The organism is Streptomyces sp. UF-297 (assembly GCF_058245575.1).
The window spans coordinates 25534-39862 of record NZ_JBSIBZ010000060.1 but is presented as its reverse complement, the minus strand read 5'-3'; the positions used below and the strand labels follow the sequence as shown (position 1 = coordinate 39862).

General features: G+C 73.1%; 10 protein-coding genes and 1 pseudogene. 7 read left to right on the top strand and 4 right to left on the bottom strand.

Annotation, left to right across the window (positions count from 1 at the left end):
- Positions 1–2: 2 nt before the first annotated feature.
- A complete protein-coding gene (locus AC4IJH_RS28590) occupies positions 3–3188 on the bottom strand; it encodes a glycoside hydrolase family 84 protein (RefSeq protein ID WP_490854790.1) in 3186 nt (1061 codons plus the stop codon).
- Between the two features lie 525 nt (positions 3189–3713).
- Here AC4IJH_RS28590 and AC4IJH_RS28585 point away from each other — a divergent pair.
- The 6 genes and pseudogenes from AC4IJH_RS28585 (at position 3714) to alc (ending at position 9741) form a co-directional block, all read left to right on the top strand.
- Entirely contained in the window at positions 3714–3968 is a 255-nt protein-coding gene (locus AC4IJH_RS28585) for a hypothetical protein (RefSeq protein ID WP_490854773.1), read from the top strand.
- Entirely contained in the window at positions 3968–6082 is a 2115-nt protein-coding gene (gene malQ, locus AC4IJH_RS28580) for a 4-alpha-glucanotransferase (RefSeq protein WP_490854772.1), read from the top strand. The genes AC4IJH_RS28585 and malQ overlap by 1 nt, the downstream gene beginning before the upstream one ends.
- A gap of 80 nt (positions 6083–6162) precedes the next feature.
- A pseudogene (locus tag AC4IJH_RS28575) lies at positions 6163–7004 on the top strand (alpha-L-fucosidase); the annotation flags it as partial.
- Between the two features lie 47 nt (positions 7005–7051).
- Positions 7052–7297: a hypothetical protein gene (locus AC4IJH_RS28570; protein ID WP_490854771.1), complete on the top strand. Its 246-nt coding sequence runs from the start codon at positions 7052–7054 to the stop codon at positions 7295–7297.
- Positions 7298–7582: 285 nt separating this feature from the next.
- A complete protein-coding gene (locus AC4IJH_RS28565; protein WP_490854770.1) occupies positions 7583–8518 on the top strand; it encodes a LysR family transcriptional regulator in 936 nt (311 codons plus the stop codon).
- Positions 8519–8607: 89 nt separating this feature from the next.
- Entirely contained in the window at positions 8608–9741 is a 1134-nt protein-coding gene (gene alc, locus AC4IJH_RS28560; RefSeq protein ID WP_490854769.1) for an allantoicase, read from the top strand.
- 73 nt (positions 9742–9814) lie between these two features.
- On the opposite strand, the gene pepN is transcribed toward alc, so the two are convergent.
- On the bottom strand, positions 9815–12382 hold the full coding sequence (pepN, locus tag AC4IJH_RS28555; RefSeq protein ID WP_490854768.1) for an aminopeptidase N: 2568 nt from the start codon (positions 12380–12382) through the stop codon (positions 9815–9817).
- Between the two features lie 103 nt (positions 12383–12485).
- A complete protein-coding gene (locus tag AC4IJH_RS28550) occupies positions 12486–12614 on the bottom strand; it encodes a hypothetical protein (protein WP_490854792.1) in 129 nt (42 codons plus the stop codon).
- Here AC4IJH_RS28550 and AC4IJH_RS28545 point away from each other — a divergent pair.
- The gene (locus tag AC4IJH_RS28545) at positions 12597–13103 is read left to right on the top strand and encodes a Uma2 family endonuclease (protein WP_490854767.1); all 507 of its coding nucleotides are present in this window, start codon (positions 12597–12599) and stop codon (positions 13101–13103) included. The genes AC4IJH_RS28550 and AC4IJH_RS28545 overlap by 18 nt on opposite strands.
- 88 nt (positions 13104–13191) lie before the next feature.
- On the opposite strand, the gene AC4IJH_RS28540 is transcribed toward AC4IJH_RS28545, so the two are convergent.
- Positions 13192–14223 carry an aspartate-semialdehyde dehydrogenase gene (locus AC4IJH_RS28540; protein ID WP_490854766.1) on the bottom strand — a complete coding sequence of 344 codons (1032 nt, stop codon included), beginning with the start codon at positions 14221–14223 and terminating at the stop codon, positions 13192–13194.
- Positions 14224–14329 lie beyond the last annotated feature (106 nt).

The window sequence follows — 14329 nt, the reverse complement described above, 5'->3', positions numbered from 1 at the left end:
CCTCACTCGCCGGACGGGCTGGTTTTCGGCGGGTGCCCTCCATCACCGAGCGCGCTGGAACGAGGCGGCGCGGAATCCTCGGAGTGGCTGGATCTACCGGATTCCCGGGCTGCGTCGGCTTCCCGGTCCTTGCCGGTTTCCCCTTCCTTTTCCTTCTCGGATTCCACCGCATACGCCTGGACCGACCACAGCGAGTAACCGAACCGCGTGGCCCGCTTTTCGCCCTGGATGCGCACGTAGCGGGCGTCCTTGGCGTCCATGCGGATGTCCTCGCGGCCGCCCTTGCCGTCCTTGACGGTGGCCGCGGTGCGCCAGGTGCGGCCGTCGGGGGAGACCTGGATGCGGTAGGCGGCGGCGTGGGCGTCCTGCCAGGTCAGCTGGAGGCGGCCCAGGCGGGTGGGGCGGCCCAGGTCGAACTGGAGCCAGGCGCCGTCCTCGGCGGGGGAGGACCAGCGGGTCTTGGGGTCGCCGTCGGTGGCGGCGGAGGCCGGGAAGCGGTCGGTCTCGTCGCCCGAGGAGGTGGTCGCGGCGCCGCGGGCCAGGTCGGGGCCGCCGGTGCGCGGGTAGGCCCGTACGGTCAGGACGCGCTCCTGGTCGCCGTAGGAGACGGGGATCTCGTACGTACCGGAGCGGGCGTCGGCGGGAACGGTGATCTCGATCCGGGCGCTGGCCGTGCCGCCGCGCGGTGCCGTCAGGTCCCCGGGTGCCTTGACCGTGAAGCCCTTGGGGGCCTTGACCTGGAGCTTTTGCCGTACGTCGGCGGGGCGGCGGGAGAAGATGCGGGCGTCCACGGCCGTGCTGCCGCCGATCTCGGCGTCCGCCTCCTTGCGGGAGAGCTCCAGCCCGGCCGGCGGGGTGTCCTCGAACCACGGCGTGAAGGTGTGCACGGAGGGCGCGGGGGCGTCCTCGGGCCAGGACAGCCGGACCGCGTCGGCGCGCAGGCCGCGGGCCTCGGCCTGGGTCCAGCCGGTGTCGGACAGGCGGCCGAGCCGCTGCCAGCCGCGGCCGGGCACCCGCGCCTCCAGGAGGACCTCGGAGCTGCCGGGTCCCGGCTCGGTGAGGGCGGTCACGGCGCCGAGCGGGCGGGCGCGCTCGAAGGGGACGGTCAAGGTGGTGGGGTGGGCGCCCTCGGTGGGCTGCGGTGCGTCCTTGGCGCGGGCGCCGGTCCAGGCGTCCGACTCGGTCATGGCGCGCTCCAGGAACGGGGAGAGCACGCCCTTGCCGACCGTCACCGGGCTCTTCTTGATCTCCTTGCGCAGCCGCTCGATCTCGCGCTGGGCGCGCCAGGCCGCCGCGCCGTCGTCCCTGGCCTGCGCGAGCAGCATGTCCACGGCGTGCCCGCCCGCCGTGCCGTAGCGCGCCAACTGCTCGGCCCAGGGCCGTACTTCGCCGCCCAGGCCCGAGAGGTCACCGGTCAGATGCCCGGGGGCCTTGGCCATGGTGGCGAAGGCCGCGCGCAGCCGCTGGGCGGCCGCGGTGTAGCGGCGGTCGTCGCCGGGGTCCCCGCTGTTGACGGCGGTGGCGCGGGCCTTCCAGAAGGTCTCGATCAGCGGCGTGAGGTAGCCGGACTCCTTGGCGTCCAGGACGGAGGAGGAGTCGTTGCCGGCCAGCGCGTGCAGGGCGTCGCGGGCGCGCGCGTCGCCGCCGGACAGGTCCTCGATGGCCGCCCGCCAGGATTCGGCAGGGCGGTAACCGCGCGGGTTCCAGGCGTAGTCGGCGGCGGTGAACAGCGGGATACGGGAGGCCGTGGGCTGGGCCATGGCGTTGCTGAGCAGGGCGGCGGAGCCGGTGGCGACGGCGGGCTCACGGCCGGTGTAGGGGCCCAGGAAGATACGGTCCTGCGCGTAGTCGTTCACCGGGTAGTTGTCCATGGTGACCATCGGGTGGCCGAACACCTCGCGGGCCTTGGACAGTTCGCCGCCGGTGATGGTGCGCGGCACCACGCCCACGCCGGTCCAGGCCACCTCCACGTTGCGGGGCAGCGCGGCGGACAGCGCGGTGCGGTACGCGGTCGCGCCGTCCTGGTAGTACTCGGTCGGCATCAAGGAGAGCGGGGCCGCCTCCGGGTAGCGCTCGGCCAGGTGCCCGGCCAGCGCGCCGGCGACCTTGGCCTGCGCCTTGGCGGCGGACTCGGGCCCGGAGCCGAACGCGTCCTCGTCCGCGCCGCAGTGCCACTCGCTGTAGCTGACGTCCTGGAACTGGAGCTGGAAGGCGCGCACCCCCAGCGCCCACATCGCGTCCACCTTGCGCAGCAGCGCCTTGATGTCGTCCTGGGAGGACATGCACATCGCCTGGCCGGGGGCGATCGCCCAGGCCAGCGTGACGTGGTTGGCGCGGGCCCGCTCGGCCAGCGCCCGGAAGTCGGCGCGCTGCGCGGCCGGGTAGGGGTCGCGCCAGCGGTACTGGCGGTAGGGGTCGTCACCCGGCGCGTAGAGGTAGCGATTCTGCTTTGTGCGCCCCATGAAGTCGAGGTGTTCCAGGCGCTGTTGGCGGCTCCAGGGCTCGCCGAAGAAGCCCTCCGTCGTGCCGCGTACGGCCGTGCCGGGCCAGTCGAGGACGGCCACGGGAGCCAGCCGCCTGCCGCCGCCGCGCCCGCCCTCCGCCGCCGCGGGGCTCGCGGCGACGAGCTGGCGCAGCGTCTGCACGGCGTGGAAGAGGCCGTCGGGGCCCACGCCCTCCAGGGCCACGGTGTCGCGGCCTCCAGTGGCCGCCGTCCTGCCGATGGCCAGGCGGTAGCCGCCGGAGGGCAGGTCGTTGCCGCGCGCGGGCGCGCGCAGGGCCCGCAGCGCCTGCTCGGCCTGCTCTCCGCCGACCAGGATCACCGGCCCTTCGGCGGGCAGCCGCGCACCGGGCCGCACCTCGGCCGCGCTCACCCCGGCATCGCGCAGCAGGGCGCGCAGCGCGTGCAGGGTGTACGGGTCGGTGTCGGGCGCGGCGACGAGCGCGGCCCGTCCGCGCAGCGCTACGGAGGGGCCGCCGGCGGGCTGCACCGACTGCGGGCGGGGCCACACGGCGGGCACCTCGGCCCGGGCGGCGTGGCCGTCCTCGGGACGCTCGGCGTCGGTGTCGGGGGCGCCGACGGACGGGTCGGCGGGGGTCGCGAAGGCGCTGGGCGCCGCGGCGGAGCCGAGCAGCCCGCTCAGGACGGCGGCGGCCAGCGCGCCGGAGACGGCGCTGTTCCTGCCGATGCCCCGGCCGCCGCCGCGCTCGGCGGCCTTCCCCGTGTCCTGGCCGACACCGGTGCCGGCCAGCCTTCCGACGTTCCGAGCAACGCGGAATCGCACGGCCTCTCCTCGTCCCCGACGGTCCCCGACAGCCCCTGGCGGCCCTGTCGGTCTGTTTACGTTCTTACGCCTGTCGCTCGTCCGGAGGACCGCCGTCGGACCGTGCCAGGTCCGGTGCCTGGGCCCGCGCGCGACAGGGTTCAGAGCCGGAGCCCACCACTGAGGCGGGCACGGTGTCAACGACGGTAACCGAAGTGCCGGGTTTGCCCTGTGTGGCGAGGGCTGTTGAGGCGTCGTGGCGGGCCGAAGGGCTTGCTGGGGGATGTCCGGAAAGTCCGTACGCTCTGTGTCGTCCGGCGGTCCGGGCCGTCAAATCGCCTGCCCAGAGCGGATTGTGACCTGGGTCACGTTGGCGCGAAGGATACGTCTGCGGGCGCGTTGAATGGGTAGGGCAGTGCTGTCCCCATCACCGACGAACGGGAGGCCTTCGTGGCCGCGTCCGCTCAGCTCCTCCTTGACGCCCTGTCGAAACCGGCCGAGCCGGATCTCTTCGACGGGGTGTCCGACCCCGACTCCGGTATGGACGGATCCGGCTCCTTCAGCTTCAGCGAGCCGCCCCTGACCAGCGAGCCCCCGCTCGCGGACGCCGCCCCGCTCACCAGCGAGCAGCCCATCGCCGCCGAACTGCCGCTGACCAGCGAGCCGACCGCGGCCGGCCTGGGCACGGAGTCCATGGAGGTGTGATGGGCCGCGCGCGGCTCGCCCGGCTGCACGGCGTCTGCACGTCCTACGAGCCCGCACCGGGCCGCACCGTCCGTATCGCGGACGACACCGTCGTCGCCGTCCTGCAGGCGCTCGGCGTCGACGCCTCGACCCCGCGCGCCGTGAGCGCCGCGCTGGAGGAGTACGAGCACGGCGAGGGCCGTGCCCTGCTCCCGCCCACCGTCGTCCTGCGCCCCGGCCGCCCGCCCGACTTCTCCCGCCTGCCGCCGGACACCGCCTTGCGGGTGGAGACGGAGAGCGGCGAGAGCCTCGACTGGGGGACCCAAGGCCCGGGTGACGGCGCCGGGAGCGCCGCGCAGCCGGACGGGGGCGTCGGCCAACTGCCCTTCGGCATCCACACCTTGCGCGCCGCCGCGCCCGACGGCCGCTGCGCCCGCGCCCACCTCGTCGTCGCCCCCGACCGGATGCCGGGCCCGCCGCGGCGCACCCACGGCTTCATGGTGCAGCTCTACTCCCTGCTCTCCGCCCGCTCCTGGGGCATGGGCGACCTCGGCGACCTCGCCGACCTCGCCTCCTGGTCGGGGCGCGCGCTCGGCAGCGGCTTCCTGCAGATCAACCCGCTGCACGCCGCCGTCCCCGGGCCGCCCACCGACCCCTCGCCCTACCGCCCCTCCTCCCGCCGCTTCCCCGACCCCGTCCATCTGCGCATCGAGGACGTACCGGAGTTCGCCCATCTGCAGGGCGCGGCCCGCACGCGCGTGGAGGAACTCCTCCAGCGGGCCCGGAAGCTGCGCGAAGCGGTGCTGAGCCAGGGCGCGTTGATCGACCGGGACGCGGTGTGGGAGCTGAAGAAGGAGGCCCTGGAGCTGCTGCGGGAGGTCCCGCTGAGCCCCGGGCGGCGCGCCGCGTACTGCGACTTCCTCGCCGCACAGGGCAAGTCCCTGGAGGACCACGCCACATGGTGCGCGCTGGCGGAGATCTACGGGCCCGACTGGCGCACCTGGCCCGCCGGGCTGCGCGACCCCCGCTCGGGGCGCACCGCCCGTATGCGCGGCGCGCTGCTGGACCGGATCGACTTCCACAGCCGGCTGGCCTGGTTCACCGACCAGCAGCTGGCCGGTGCCCAACGGGCCGCGCTGGACGCCGGCATGGCCATCGGGCTCGTGCACGACCTGGCCGTCGGCGTGCACCCCTCCGGCGCCGACGCCTGGGCACAGCAGGACGCCTTCGCCGCCGGCATGTCCATCGGCGCCCCGCCCGACGCCTTCAACTCCCGCGGCCAGGACTGGGGCCTGCCGCCCTGGCGGCCCGACGCGCTGGCCGACGCCGGGTACGCCCCCTACCGGGAGCTGCTGCGCGGCCTGCTGCGGCACACCGGAGCGCTGCGCATCGACCACGTCATGGGGCTGTTCCGGCTGTGGTGGGTGCCGCAGGGCCGCCCGCCCACCGAGGGCTGCTACGTCCGCTACGACGCCGAGGCGATGCTCTCCGTCCTGGCCCTGGAGGCGCACCGCGCGGGTGCCGCCGTCATCGGCGAGGACCTGGGCACGGTCGAGCCCGGCGTGCGCTCCCAGCTCGCCGACCGGGGCGTGCTGGGGACGTCCGTGCTGTGGTTCGAGCGCGACTACACCCGGCCCACGCCCCGCCCGCTGGCCCCGCACGAGTGGCGCGCCGACTGCCTGGCCACCGTCACCACCCACGACCTGCCCTCCACGGCGGCCCGGCTGACCGGTGAACACGTCGAACTGCGGCACCGCCTGGGCCTGTTGGACGGCTCGCTCCAGGAGGAGCAGGCCTTGGAGGCGGTCGAGGTCGCGGAGTGGCTGGCGTGGCTGGGACAGCTGGGGCTGCTGCCCGAGGGGCCCGGCGACGAGGAGGCCGCGGTCAAGGCCGTACACCGCTTCCTGCTGCGGACCCCGGCGCGGATGACCGGGGTGTGGCTGCCGGACGCGGTGGGGGACCGGCGCCCGCAGAACCTCCCCGGGACATGGGACGAATACCCCAACTGGCGACTGCCGATCAGCAACGCCGAGGGGCACCCGATGACCCTGGAGGAGATCGCCGCCGCGCCGCGACTGCACGCGTTGATGCGGGAGTTCGCCGACCGGAAGCAGCCGAGGAAGCGGCGCGGGTGAGCGTGCGCCGCACCGTCGCCGCGCTCCTCGTGCCGCTGTGCGCCGGTGCCCTGGCCGCCGCGGGCCCGCTGCCGCCGCGGGCCCGCGCCGCGGGCTTGAGGACCGGCCCGTACCTCTCCCCGTCCGACGGCGCCGAACTGCCGCGCGCCCGGCACGCCGCCTGGGTGGAGAAGGCCCGCGCCAAGCAGGCCGAGGGCAAGGAGCTGACCCTGCCCGAGCGGGTCGCGCTGGAGGACGGAGACCGCTCCCCGGCGGGCCTGGGCCGCTTCGGCAGCGGGTCGGCGGCGCGCGAGCGCACCATCCCCACCCTGGTCCCCGGCGACGACCGCACGGCCGCCGTACGCGCCGGAAAGCTGCCCTCCTTCACGGTCAGGGCCGACGACTGCAACGCGTACTACCTCAACCAGGTCTACGAGCTGCTCACCCAGTACGGGCCGATCGACGAGCTGTGGCTGGACGGCGCCAACCCCTGGGCGGACGCCGGTATCACCCAGCGCTACGACGTCGGCGGGTGGTTTCGCATGATCCACGCGCTCTCGCCGGGCACCGTGGTCTTCCAGGGCCCGCAGGAGCGCCCGAAGACGGCGACCTCGCGCAGCTCACCGCCTTCTGCGCGGCCGTACGGCAGACGTACGGCACCGATCTGCGGCGCCGGGGCCCGGGCCCGTACGTCGTCGACCGGGTGGGCCTGGGCGAGGACATCCGGCGCGGGCAGCGGGTGGAGCGCTTCGAGGTGCAGGCCCGCACCGGCGGGCGGTGGCGGCCGGTCGCCGCGGGCACGACGGTCGGGTACCGCAGAATCCTGGCCCTGCCCGCGCCGGTGACCGCGGACGCCGTACGGGTCAGGGTCCTGGAGAGCCGCGCGGCGCCCCACCTGAAGGCGCCGGCCCTGCACCTGTCGCGGCGCCCCCTCACGCGTTAGGCCACCCCGGGCGCGCGGCCCGCACGGGCGTCCGATACTTTGGGCGCGTGAGCAACAAGGTCAAGAAGAACGCCCTGCGCGCCGGAACCGTCACCGCCGGCACCGCGCTGATGCTGCTGATGTCGTCCCCCGCGTTCGCGCTCACCCGCGACGACGGCGACGACCCGGGTCCGGGCCTGAGCGTCGTGCAGACGCTCGGCCTCTATGTCGCCGCTCCCATCGTCCTCTTCCTGGTCATCGCCGGTCTGGTCATGGCGGGCGACAAGTCCCGCAAGCAGCAGTCCGACAGCTGACCCACGGGGCCCCGCCCCGCTGCCGAAGAGCTCCCAAGGGTGCCCCGGCTCGTCCACGCGAGCCGGGCCACCCTTGTGCTGTCCCGCACCTCAACCTTTCAGTTGAGCTGAAGTAAAGCATCGAAAAAATTCGATGGGCCTGCGCGGTGTGCGCTGCCACGGTGAGGACCTCCACCGACAGAGGACCGTACAGCTGGTGTGCATGGCGCCGATCGTCGCCGGGGTCGCGCTCGGCGCGGCGGGTGAGCGGCGATGAGGCCCCCGGCGGGTGCGTACGCTGCCCGCATGGCCGCCGACTGGGACATCAAGAAGCTGCGCATCCTGCGCACCCTCCAAGAGCTGGGCACGGTCACCGCGACCGCGGAGGCGCTGCACATGACGCCCTCCGCGGTCTCGCAGCAGCTGACCGGCCTGGCCAAGCAGCTCGGTGTGACGCTGCTGGAGGCCCACGGGCGCCGGGTGCGGCTCACCGACGCCGCCCACCTGGTGCTGCGGCACGCCGAGGCGCTCTTCGCCCAGCTGGAGCGCGCCGACGCCGAGCTGCAGGGCTATCTGAAGGGCGAGGCGGGCGAGGTGCGCCTGGGCGCCTTCTCCACCGCCATCCCCGCCCTGGTCGTGCCCGCCGTCCAGCGGCTGCGCCACTCCCACCCGGGCCTGGCAATCGCGGTACGGGAGGCCGAGGCGGCCGAGGCGTACGCGCTGCTGTCCGAGGGCAGCGTGGACCTCGCGCTCTCGCTGGCCGCGCACGCCCCCACCCCGCGCGACCCCAAGTTCACCCGGCTCTCGCTGCTCGCCGACCCGCTGGACGTGGCGCTGCCCGCCGGCCACCCGCTCGCCGCCGAACCGGGCCTGCGCCTGGCCGATCTCGCGGGCGAACCCTGGATCTTCGGGCGCAGCGGCCCCTGGTCGCAGATCACCACCACCGCGTGCGAGAACGCCGGTTTCCTGCCCGAGCAGGCGCACGCCGCCGCCGACTGGAGCGCGATCCTGGCGCTGGTCGCGGCGGGCATGGGGGTGGCGCTGGTGCCGCGGATGGCGATGACCGCGGGCCGGGACAAGGGCGGCGGCGCCGGGGTCGCCGTACGGGTACTGCACGCCGACCAGCCGCGCCGCCACGTGGTCGCGGCCGTCCGCAGGGGCTCGGAGGAGGCGCCGGGCCTGGCCCGCGTACTGGCCGCGCTCCAGGCGGCCGCCGCCGAGCAGACCGTTCAGACGCACTGAACAACCACTGCAGAAACTTTCGATGGACCTGGGGATACGGGCTCTGCGAGGGTCATCGCTATCCACACCACACCGCGATGGAGGCAACGATGACCACCGACCCGCACGCCCACGACGCCAACCCCTACGGCGGCGGCGACCCCTACGCCGACTACCGGGGCGGCGACTTCCCCTTCACCTCGCTGGTCGACCTCGCCGACCGCCGCTTCGGCGCCGGGGTCATCGCGGCCAACGACGAGTTCTTCGCCGAGCGGGAGAACCTCCTCAAGCCCGGACCGGCCGTCTTCGACCCCGAGCACTTCGGGCACAAGGGCAAGATCATGGACGGCTGGGAGACCCGCCGCCGCCGTGGCGCCGACGCCCTTCACCCCTTCCCCGCCGATGACGAGCACGACTGGGCGCTGATCCGCCTCGCGGCCCCCGGCGTGATCCGCGGCGTCATCGTCGACACCGCCCACTTCCGCGGCAACTACCCCCAGCAGATCACCCTGGAGGCCACCTCCCTGCCCGGCAGCCCCGGCCCCGAGGACCTGCTGGCCGACGGCGTGAAGTGGGAGGAACTCGTCCCGCGCAGCCAGGTGCGCGGCCACGCCGCCAACGGCTTCGAGGTCGCCTGCGAGCGCCGCTTCACGCACCTGCGCCTCAAGCAGCACCCCGACGGCGGCATCGCCCGGCTGCGGGTGTACGGCGAGGTCGTGCCCGATCCGGCGTGGCTGGACGTGCTGGGCACCATCGACCTGGCCTCGGTGATGCACGGCGGGAGCGTGGAGGACGCCTCCGACCGCTTCTACTCCTCGCCCACCCAGATCATCCAGCCCGACCTGTCCCGCAAGATGGACGACGGCTGGGAGAACCGCCGCCGCCGGGTCAAGGACACCAACGACTGGGTCCTGTTCCGGCTGGCCGCCCAGGGCGAGATCCGCGCCGTGGAGATCGACACCGCGTATCTGAAGGGCAACTCGGCGGGCTGGGCGGCGCTGTACGGCTGTGACGCCGCCGGCGCCGACGCGGCGGACGAGGCATCGTGGTTCGAGATCCTGCCCCGCACCAAGCTCCAGCCGGACACCCCGCACCGCTTCGCCCTGCCGCGCCCGGTCACCGCCACCCACATCCGCCTGGAGGTCTTCCCCGACGGCGGGCTGGCCCGGATGCGGGTGCACGGCGACCTGACCGATGCCGGCCGGGCCGAACTGGTGCGCCGCTTCGAGGAGTTGAACGGCTGACGCCACCTCCCGTGAACGGCGAGGGCGCCCGGGACCGAGCAGGTCCCGGGCGCCCTTGACGGCAGCGTGTGCGTCAGCCGGCGGCCGCGTCCGCCGCCCGCGCCTTCAGCGCCCGCTCGATGCCCGCGCGCGACTCGGTGACCAGGCGGCGCAGCGCCGCGCCCGGCTCGGCCGAGGCCAGCCACGCGTCGGTCGCATCGAGCGTCTCCTGGGAGACCTGGAGCGAGGGGTAGAGGCCGATGGCGATCTGCTGCGCCATCTCGTGGCTGCGGGCCTCCCACACGCCCTTGACCACCTCGAAGTACTTCGCGGCGTAGGGCGCCAGCAGCTCACGCTGGTCGGTCTGCACGAAGCCGCTGATGACGGCCTCCTGCACGGCGTTGGGCAGGCTGTCGCTCTCCACGACCGACGCCCAGGCCTCGGCCTTGGCCTCGGTGGTGGGCCGGGAGGCGCGCGCCGCGGCGGCGTACCGCTCGCCCGCCGAGGTCTTGTCGCGCTCCAGCTCCGCCGCGATCGCCTTCTCGTCCGCCCGCCCGGTGGCCGCCAGGCGGTGCAGCAGCGACCAGCGCAGCTCGGTGTCCACGGCCAGCCCCTCGACGGCCTCGGTGCCGTCCAGCAGGCCCTGGAGCAGGTCCAGTTGGGCGTCGGTACGGGCCGCGGAGGCGAAGGCGCGGGCCCAGGCCAGCTGGTGGTCGCTGCCCGGCTCGGCCGCCCGCAGCTGCTCCAGCGCCGCCTCGGTCCACCGCGCCAGGCCGCTCTCGCGCCAGTCGGGCGCCGCGTACAGGTCCAGCGCCAGCTTCACCTGCCGGTGCAGGGACTGCACCACGCCGATGTCCGACTCCTTGCCGATGCCGGACAGCACCAGCGCGAGGTAGTCGCGGGTGGCCAGCTCGCCGTCGCGCGTCATGTCCCAGGCCGAGGCCCAGCTCAGCGCGCGCGGCAGCGACTCGGTGAAGTCGCCCAGGTGCTCGGTGACCACCCGCAGCGACTCCTCGTCCAGCCGGACCTTGGCGTAGGACAGGTCGTCGTCGTTGAGCAGGACGACGGCCGGGCGCGCCCGGCCCACCAGCTGCGGCACCTCGGTCAGCTCGCCGTCCACGTCCAGCTCGATGCGGTCGGTGCGGACCAGCTTGCCGTCCTTGAGGTCGTAGCAGCCGATCGCGATGCGGTGCGGGCGCAGCGTCGGCTCGCCCTTGGCGCCGGCGGGGAGCGCCGGGGCCTCCTGGCGTACGGCGAAGGAGGTGAGGGTGCCGTCGGCCGCGACCTCCAGCTCGGGCCGCAGGACGTTGATCCCGGCGGTCTCCAGCCACGCCTTCGACCAGGCCTTCAGGTCGCGCCCGCTGGTCTCCTCCAGCGCGCCCAGCAGGTCCGAGAGCCGGGTGTTGCCGAAGGCGTGCGCCTTGAAGTACGCCTGCACGCCCTTGAAGAACTCGTCCATGCCGACGTACGCGACCAGCTGCTTGAGGACGGAGGCGCCCTTGGCGTAGGTGATGCCGTCGAAGTTGACCAGGACGTCGTCCAGGTCGCGGATCTCCGCCATGATCGGGTGGGTGGAGGGCAGCTGGTCCTGGCGGTAGGCCCAGGTCTTCATGGAGTTGGCGAAGGTGGTCCAGGAGTGCGGCCACTTGCTGCCCGGCGCGTAAGCCTGGCAGGCGATGGAGGTGTAGGTGGCGAACGACTCGTTCAGCCACAGGTCGTTCCACCACTCCATGGTGACCAGGTCGCCGAACCACATGTGCGCCAGCTCGTGCAGGATGGTCTCCGCGCGCATCTCGTACGCCGCGTCGGTCACCTTGGAGCGGAAGACGTACTGGTCGCGGATGGTGACCGCGCCCGCGTTCTCCATCGCGCCCGCGTTGAACTCCGGCACGAAGAGCTGGTCGTACTTCGCGAACGGGTAGTCGTAGGCGAACTTCTCCTGGAACCAGTCGAAGCCCTGCCGGGTGACCTCGAAGATCGCGTCGGAGTCGAGGTGTTCGGCCAGCGAGGGACGGCAGTAGATGCCCAGCGGGACGCTGCGCCCGTCCTTCTCGTAGGAGCTGTGCACGCTGTGGTACGGACCCACGATCAGCGCGGTGATGTAGGTGGAGATCCGCGGGGTGGGCTCGAAGCGCCAGATGTTGTCGCTGGGCTCGGGGGTGGGGGAGTTGGAGATCACCGTCCAGCCCTCGGGCGCCTTCACGGTGAACTGGAAGGTGGCCTTCAGGTCCGGCTGCTCGAAGGACGCGAACACGCGGCGCGCGTCCGGCACCTCGAACTGGGTGTAGAGGTAGGCCTGTTGGTCCACCGGGTCGACGAAGCGGTGCAGACCTTCACCCGTGTTGGTGTACGCGCAGTCCGCGACGACCCGCAGCTCGTTGCGGCCCGCCAGCAGGCCCGGCAGCGCGATCCGGGAGTCCTTGAACACCTCGGCGGGGTCCAGCGCCTCGCCGTTGAGCCGGACCTCGTGCACGGTCGGGGCCACCAGGTCGATGAAGGACTCGGCGCCCGCCTCGGCGGCGTCGAAGCGCACCGTGGTCACGGACCGGTAGGTGCCTCCGTCCTGCGCGCCGGAGAGGTCGAGTTCGATCTCGTACGCGTCCACGGTCAGCAGCGCCGCCCGCCGCTGCGCTTCGTCGCGGGTCAGATTCGTGCCAGGCACCCGGTCTTCTCCTTCGCATCGGACTATTTCGCCCATCCTTCCACGGCGCACGGACGCACCGCGAAGGAGTTCGCGCTCGGCTGCCTCGGCGTACGCCGGGCTGTCACTGGTGATGGATACGCTGACCGAGGAGGTACTGGGACGCGGAGGTGAAGGGCATGACGGTTCTCGACCGGCTCTGGCGGGAGGTGGAAGCCCAGACCAGCATCGAGGGGTGTGTCGTCGAGATCATCGACGGAAAGGTGATCATGACGCCGCAGAGCCCGAACCGTCGAACACGATCCGCAGCCTGCTGTTCCAGGCCGCTCGGCCGCTGGGGGAGACGGCGCCGGTGGTCTTCGGCGTGGGAATCGACTTCCCGGGCGAGACGTCGCTGGCGCCCGACATCGCCGTCCTCGACCTGGACGCCCAGCCGCGGGGCAAGCGCTATGTCTACATGGACGTGGTCGCCGCCATCGAAGTCGTCTCGACCAAGGACGACATCGACGACTACGTCACGAAGGTCGCCAAGTACAGCCGCTTCGGCATCGAGACGTACTTGATCGTTGACCCCTTCTCCCGAATGTGCAGCCTCTACGAAGGCGCAGGCGCCGACGGCTATGGCGAACCCGAGAAGTTCGCCTACGGGGAGACGATCACGCTGTCTCTGGCCGACGGCCGGGAGTTCACCATCGGCACCAGTGGCTTCCCGGCCGAGGAGGCCGCGCGGGACGGGGCCTGAGGGCCACGGCCGCCAGGGGGCGGAGCGGCGTCCTGCCGTGAAGGGCGATGGGGCTCGTACGGAGATCCCCGTACGAGCCCCACGCGGATCAGCCGCGCAGTTCGGCCGCGACCAGCTCCGCGATCTGGACGGCGTTCAGGGCCGCGCCCTTGCGGAGGTTGTCGTTGGAGAGGAACAGGGCCAGGCCGTGCTCGACCGTCTCGTCCTTGCGGATACGGCCCACGTAGGACGGGTCCTGGCCGGCGGCCTGCAGCGGGGTGGGCACGTCGGACAGCACGACGCCCTCGGCGCCGGCCAGCAGCTCGGTGGCGCGCTCCGGGCTGATGGGACGCTCGAAGCGGGCGTTGACCTGGAGGGAGTGGCCGGTGAAGACCGGCACCCGCACACAGGTGCCGGAGACCTTGAGCTCCGGGATCTCCAGGATCTTGCGGCTCTCGTTGCGGAGCTTTTGCTCCTCGTCGGTCTCGTTCAGACCGTCCTCGACGACGGAGCCCGCCATCGGCAGCACGTTGAAGGCGATGGGGCGCACGTACTTGTTCGGCGCGGGGAACTCCACCGCCGCGCCGTCGTGCACGAGCTTGGTGGCGTCCTGCTCGGTGACCTTGCGGACCTGCTGGTCCAGCTCCTCGGCGCCGGCCAGACCGCTGCCGGACACCGCCTGGTAGGTGGAGACGACCAGCGAGACGAGGCCGGCCTCGGCGTGCAGCGGGCGCAGCACCGGCATCGCGGCCATGGTCGTGCAGTTCGGGTTGGCGATGATGCCCTTGGGGCGGTCCGCGATCGCGTGCGGGTTGACCTCGGCGACGACGAGGGGGACCTCGGGGTCCATGCGCCAGGCGGAGGAGTTGTCGATCACCACGGGACCGGCCTCGGCGACCTTGCGCGCCAGCGCCTTGGAGGTCGAGCCGCCGGCGGAGAAGAGCACGATGTCCAGGCCGGAGTAGTCGGCGGTGGCCGCGTCCTCGATCGTGATCTCGGTGTCCTTCCAGGGGAGCGTACGCCCCGCGGAACGCGCCGACGCGAACAGCCGCAGCTGCTCCACCGGGAAGTTCCGCTCGGCGAGAATGCCCCGCATGACCCCGCCGACCTGGCCGGTGGCTCCGACGATTCCGATCCTCATGGGACTCCTTCTTCCTTACCTGACATCGGTGCTGCGTGGGAACACCTGCTCAGAAGTGCTCCCATCATGTGTGTGAGACACCTCGCCTTGTCCAATCCGTTCCACT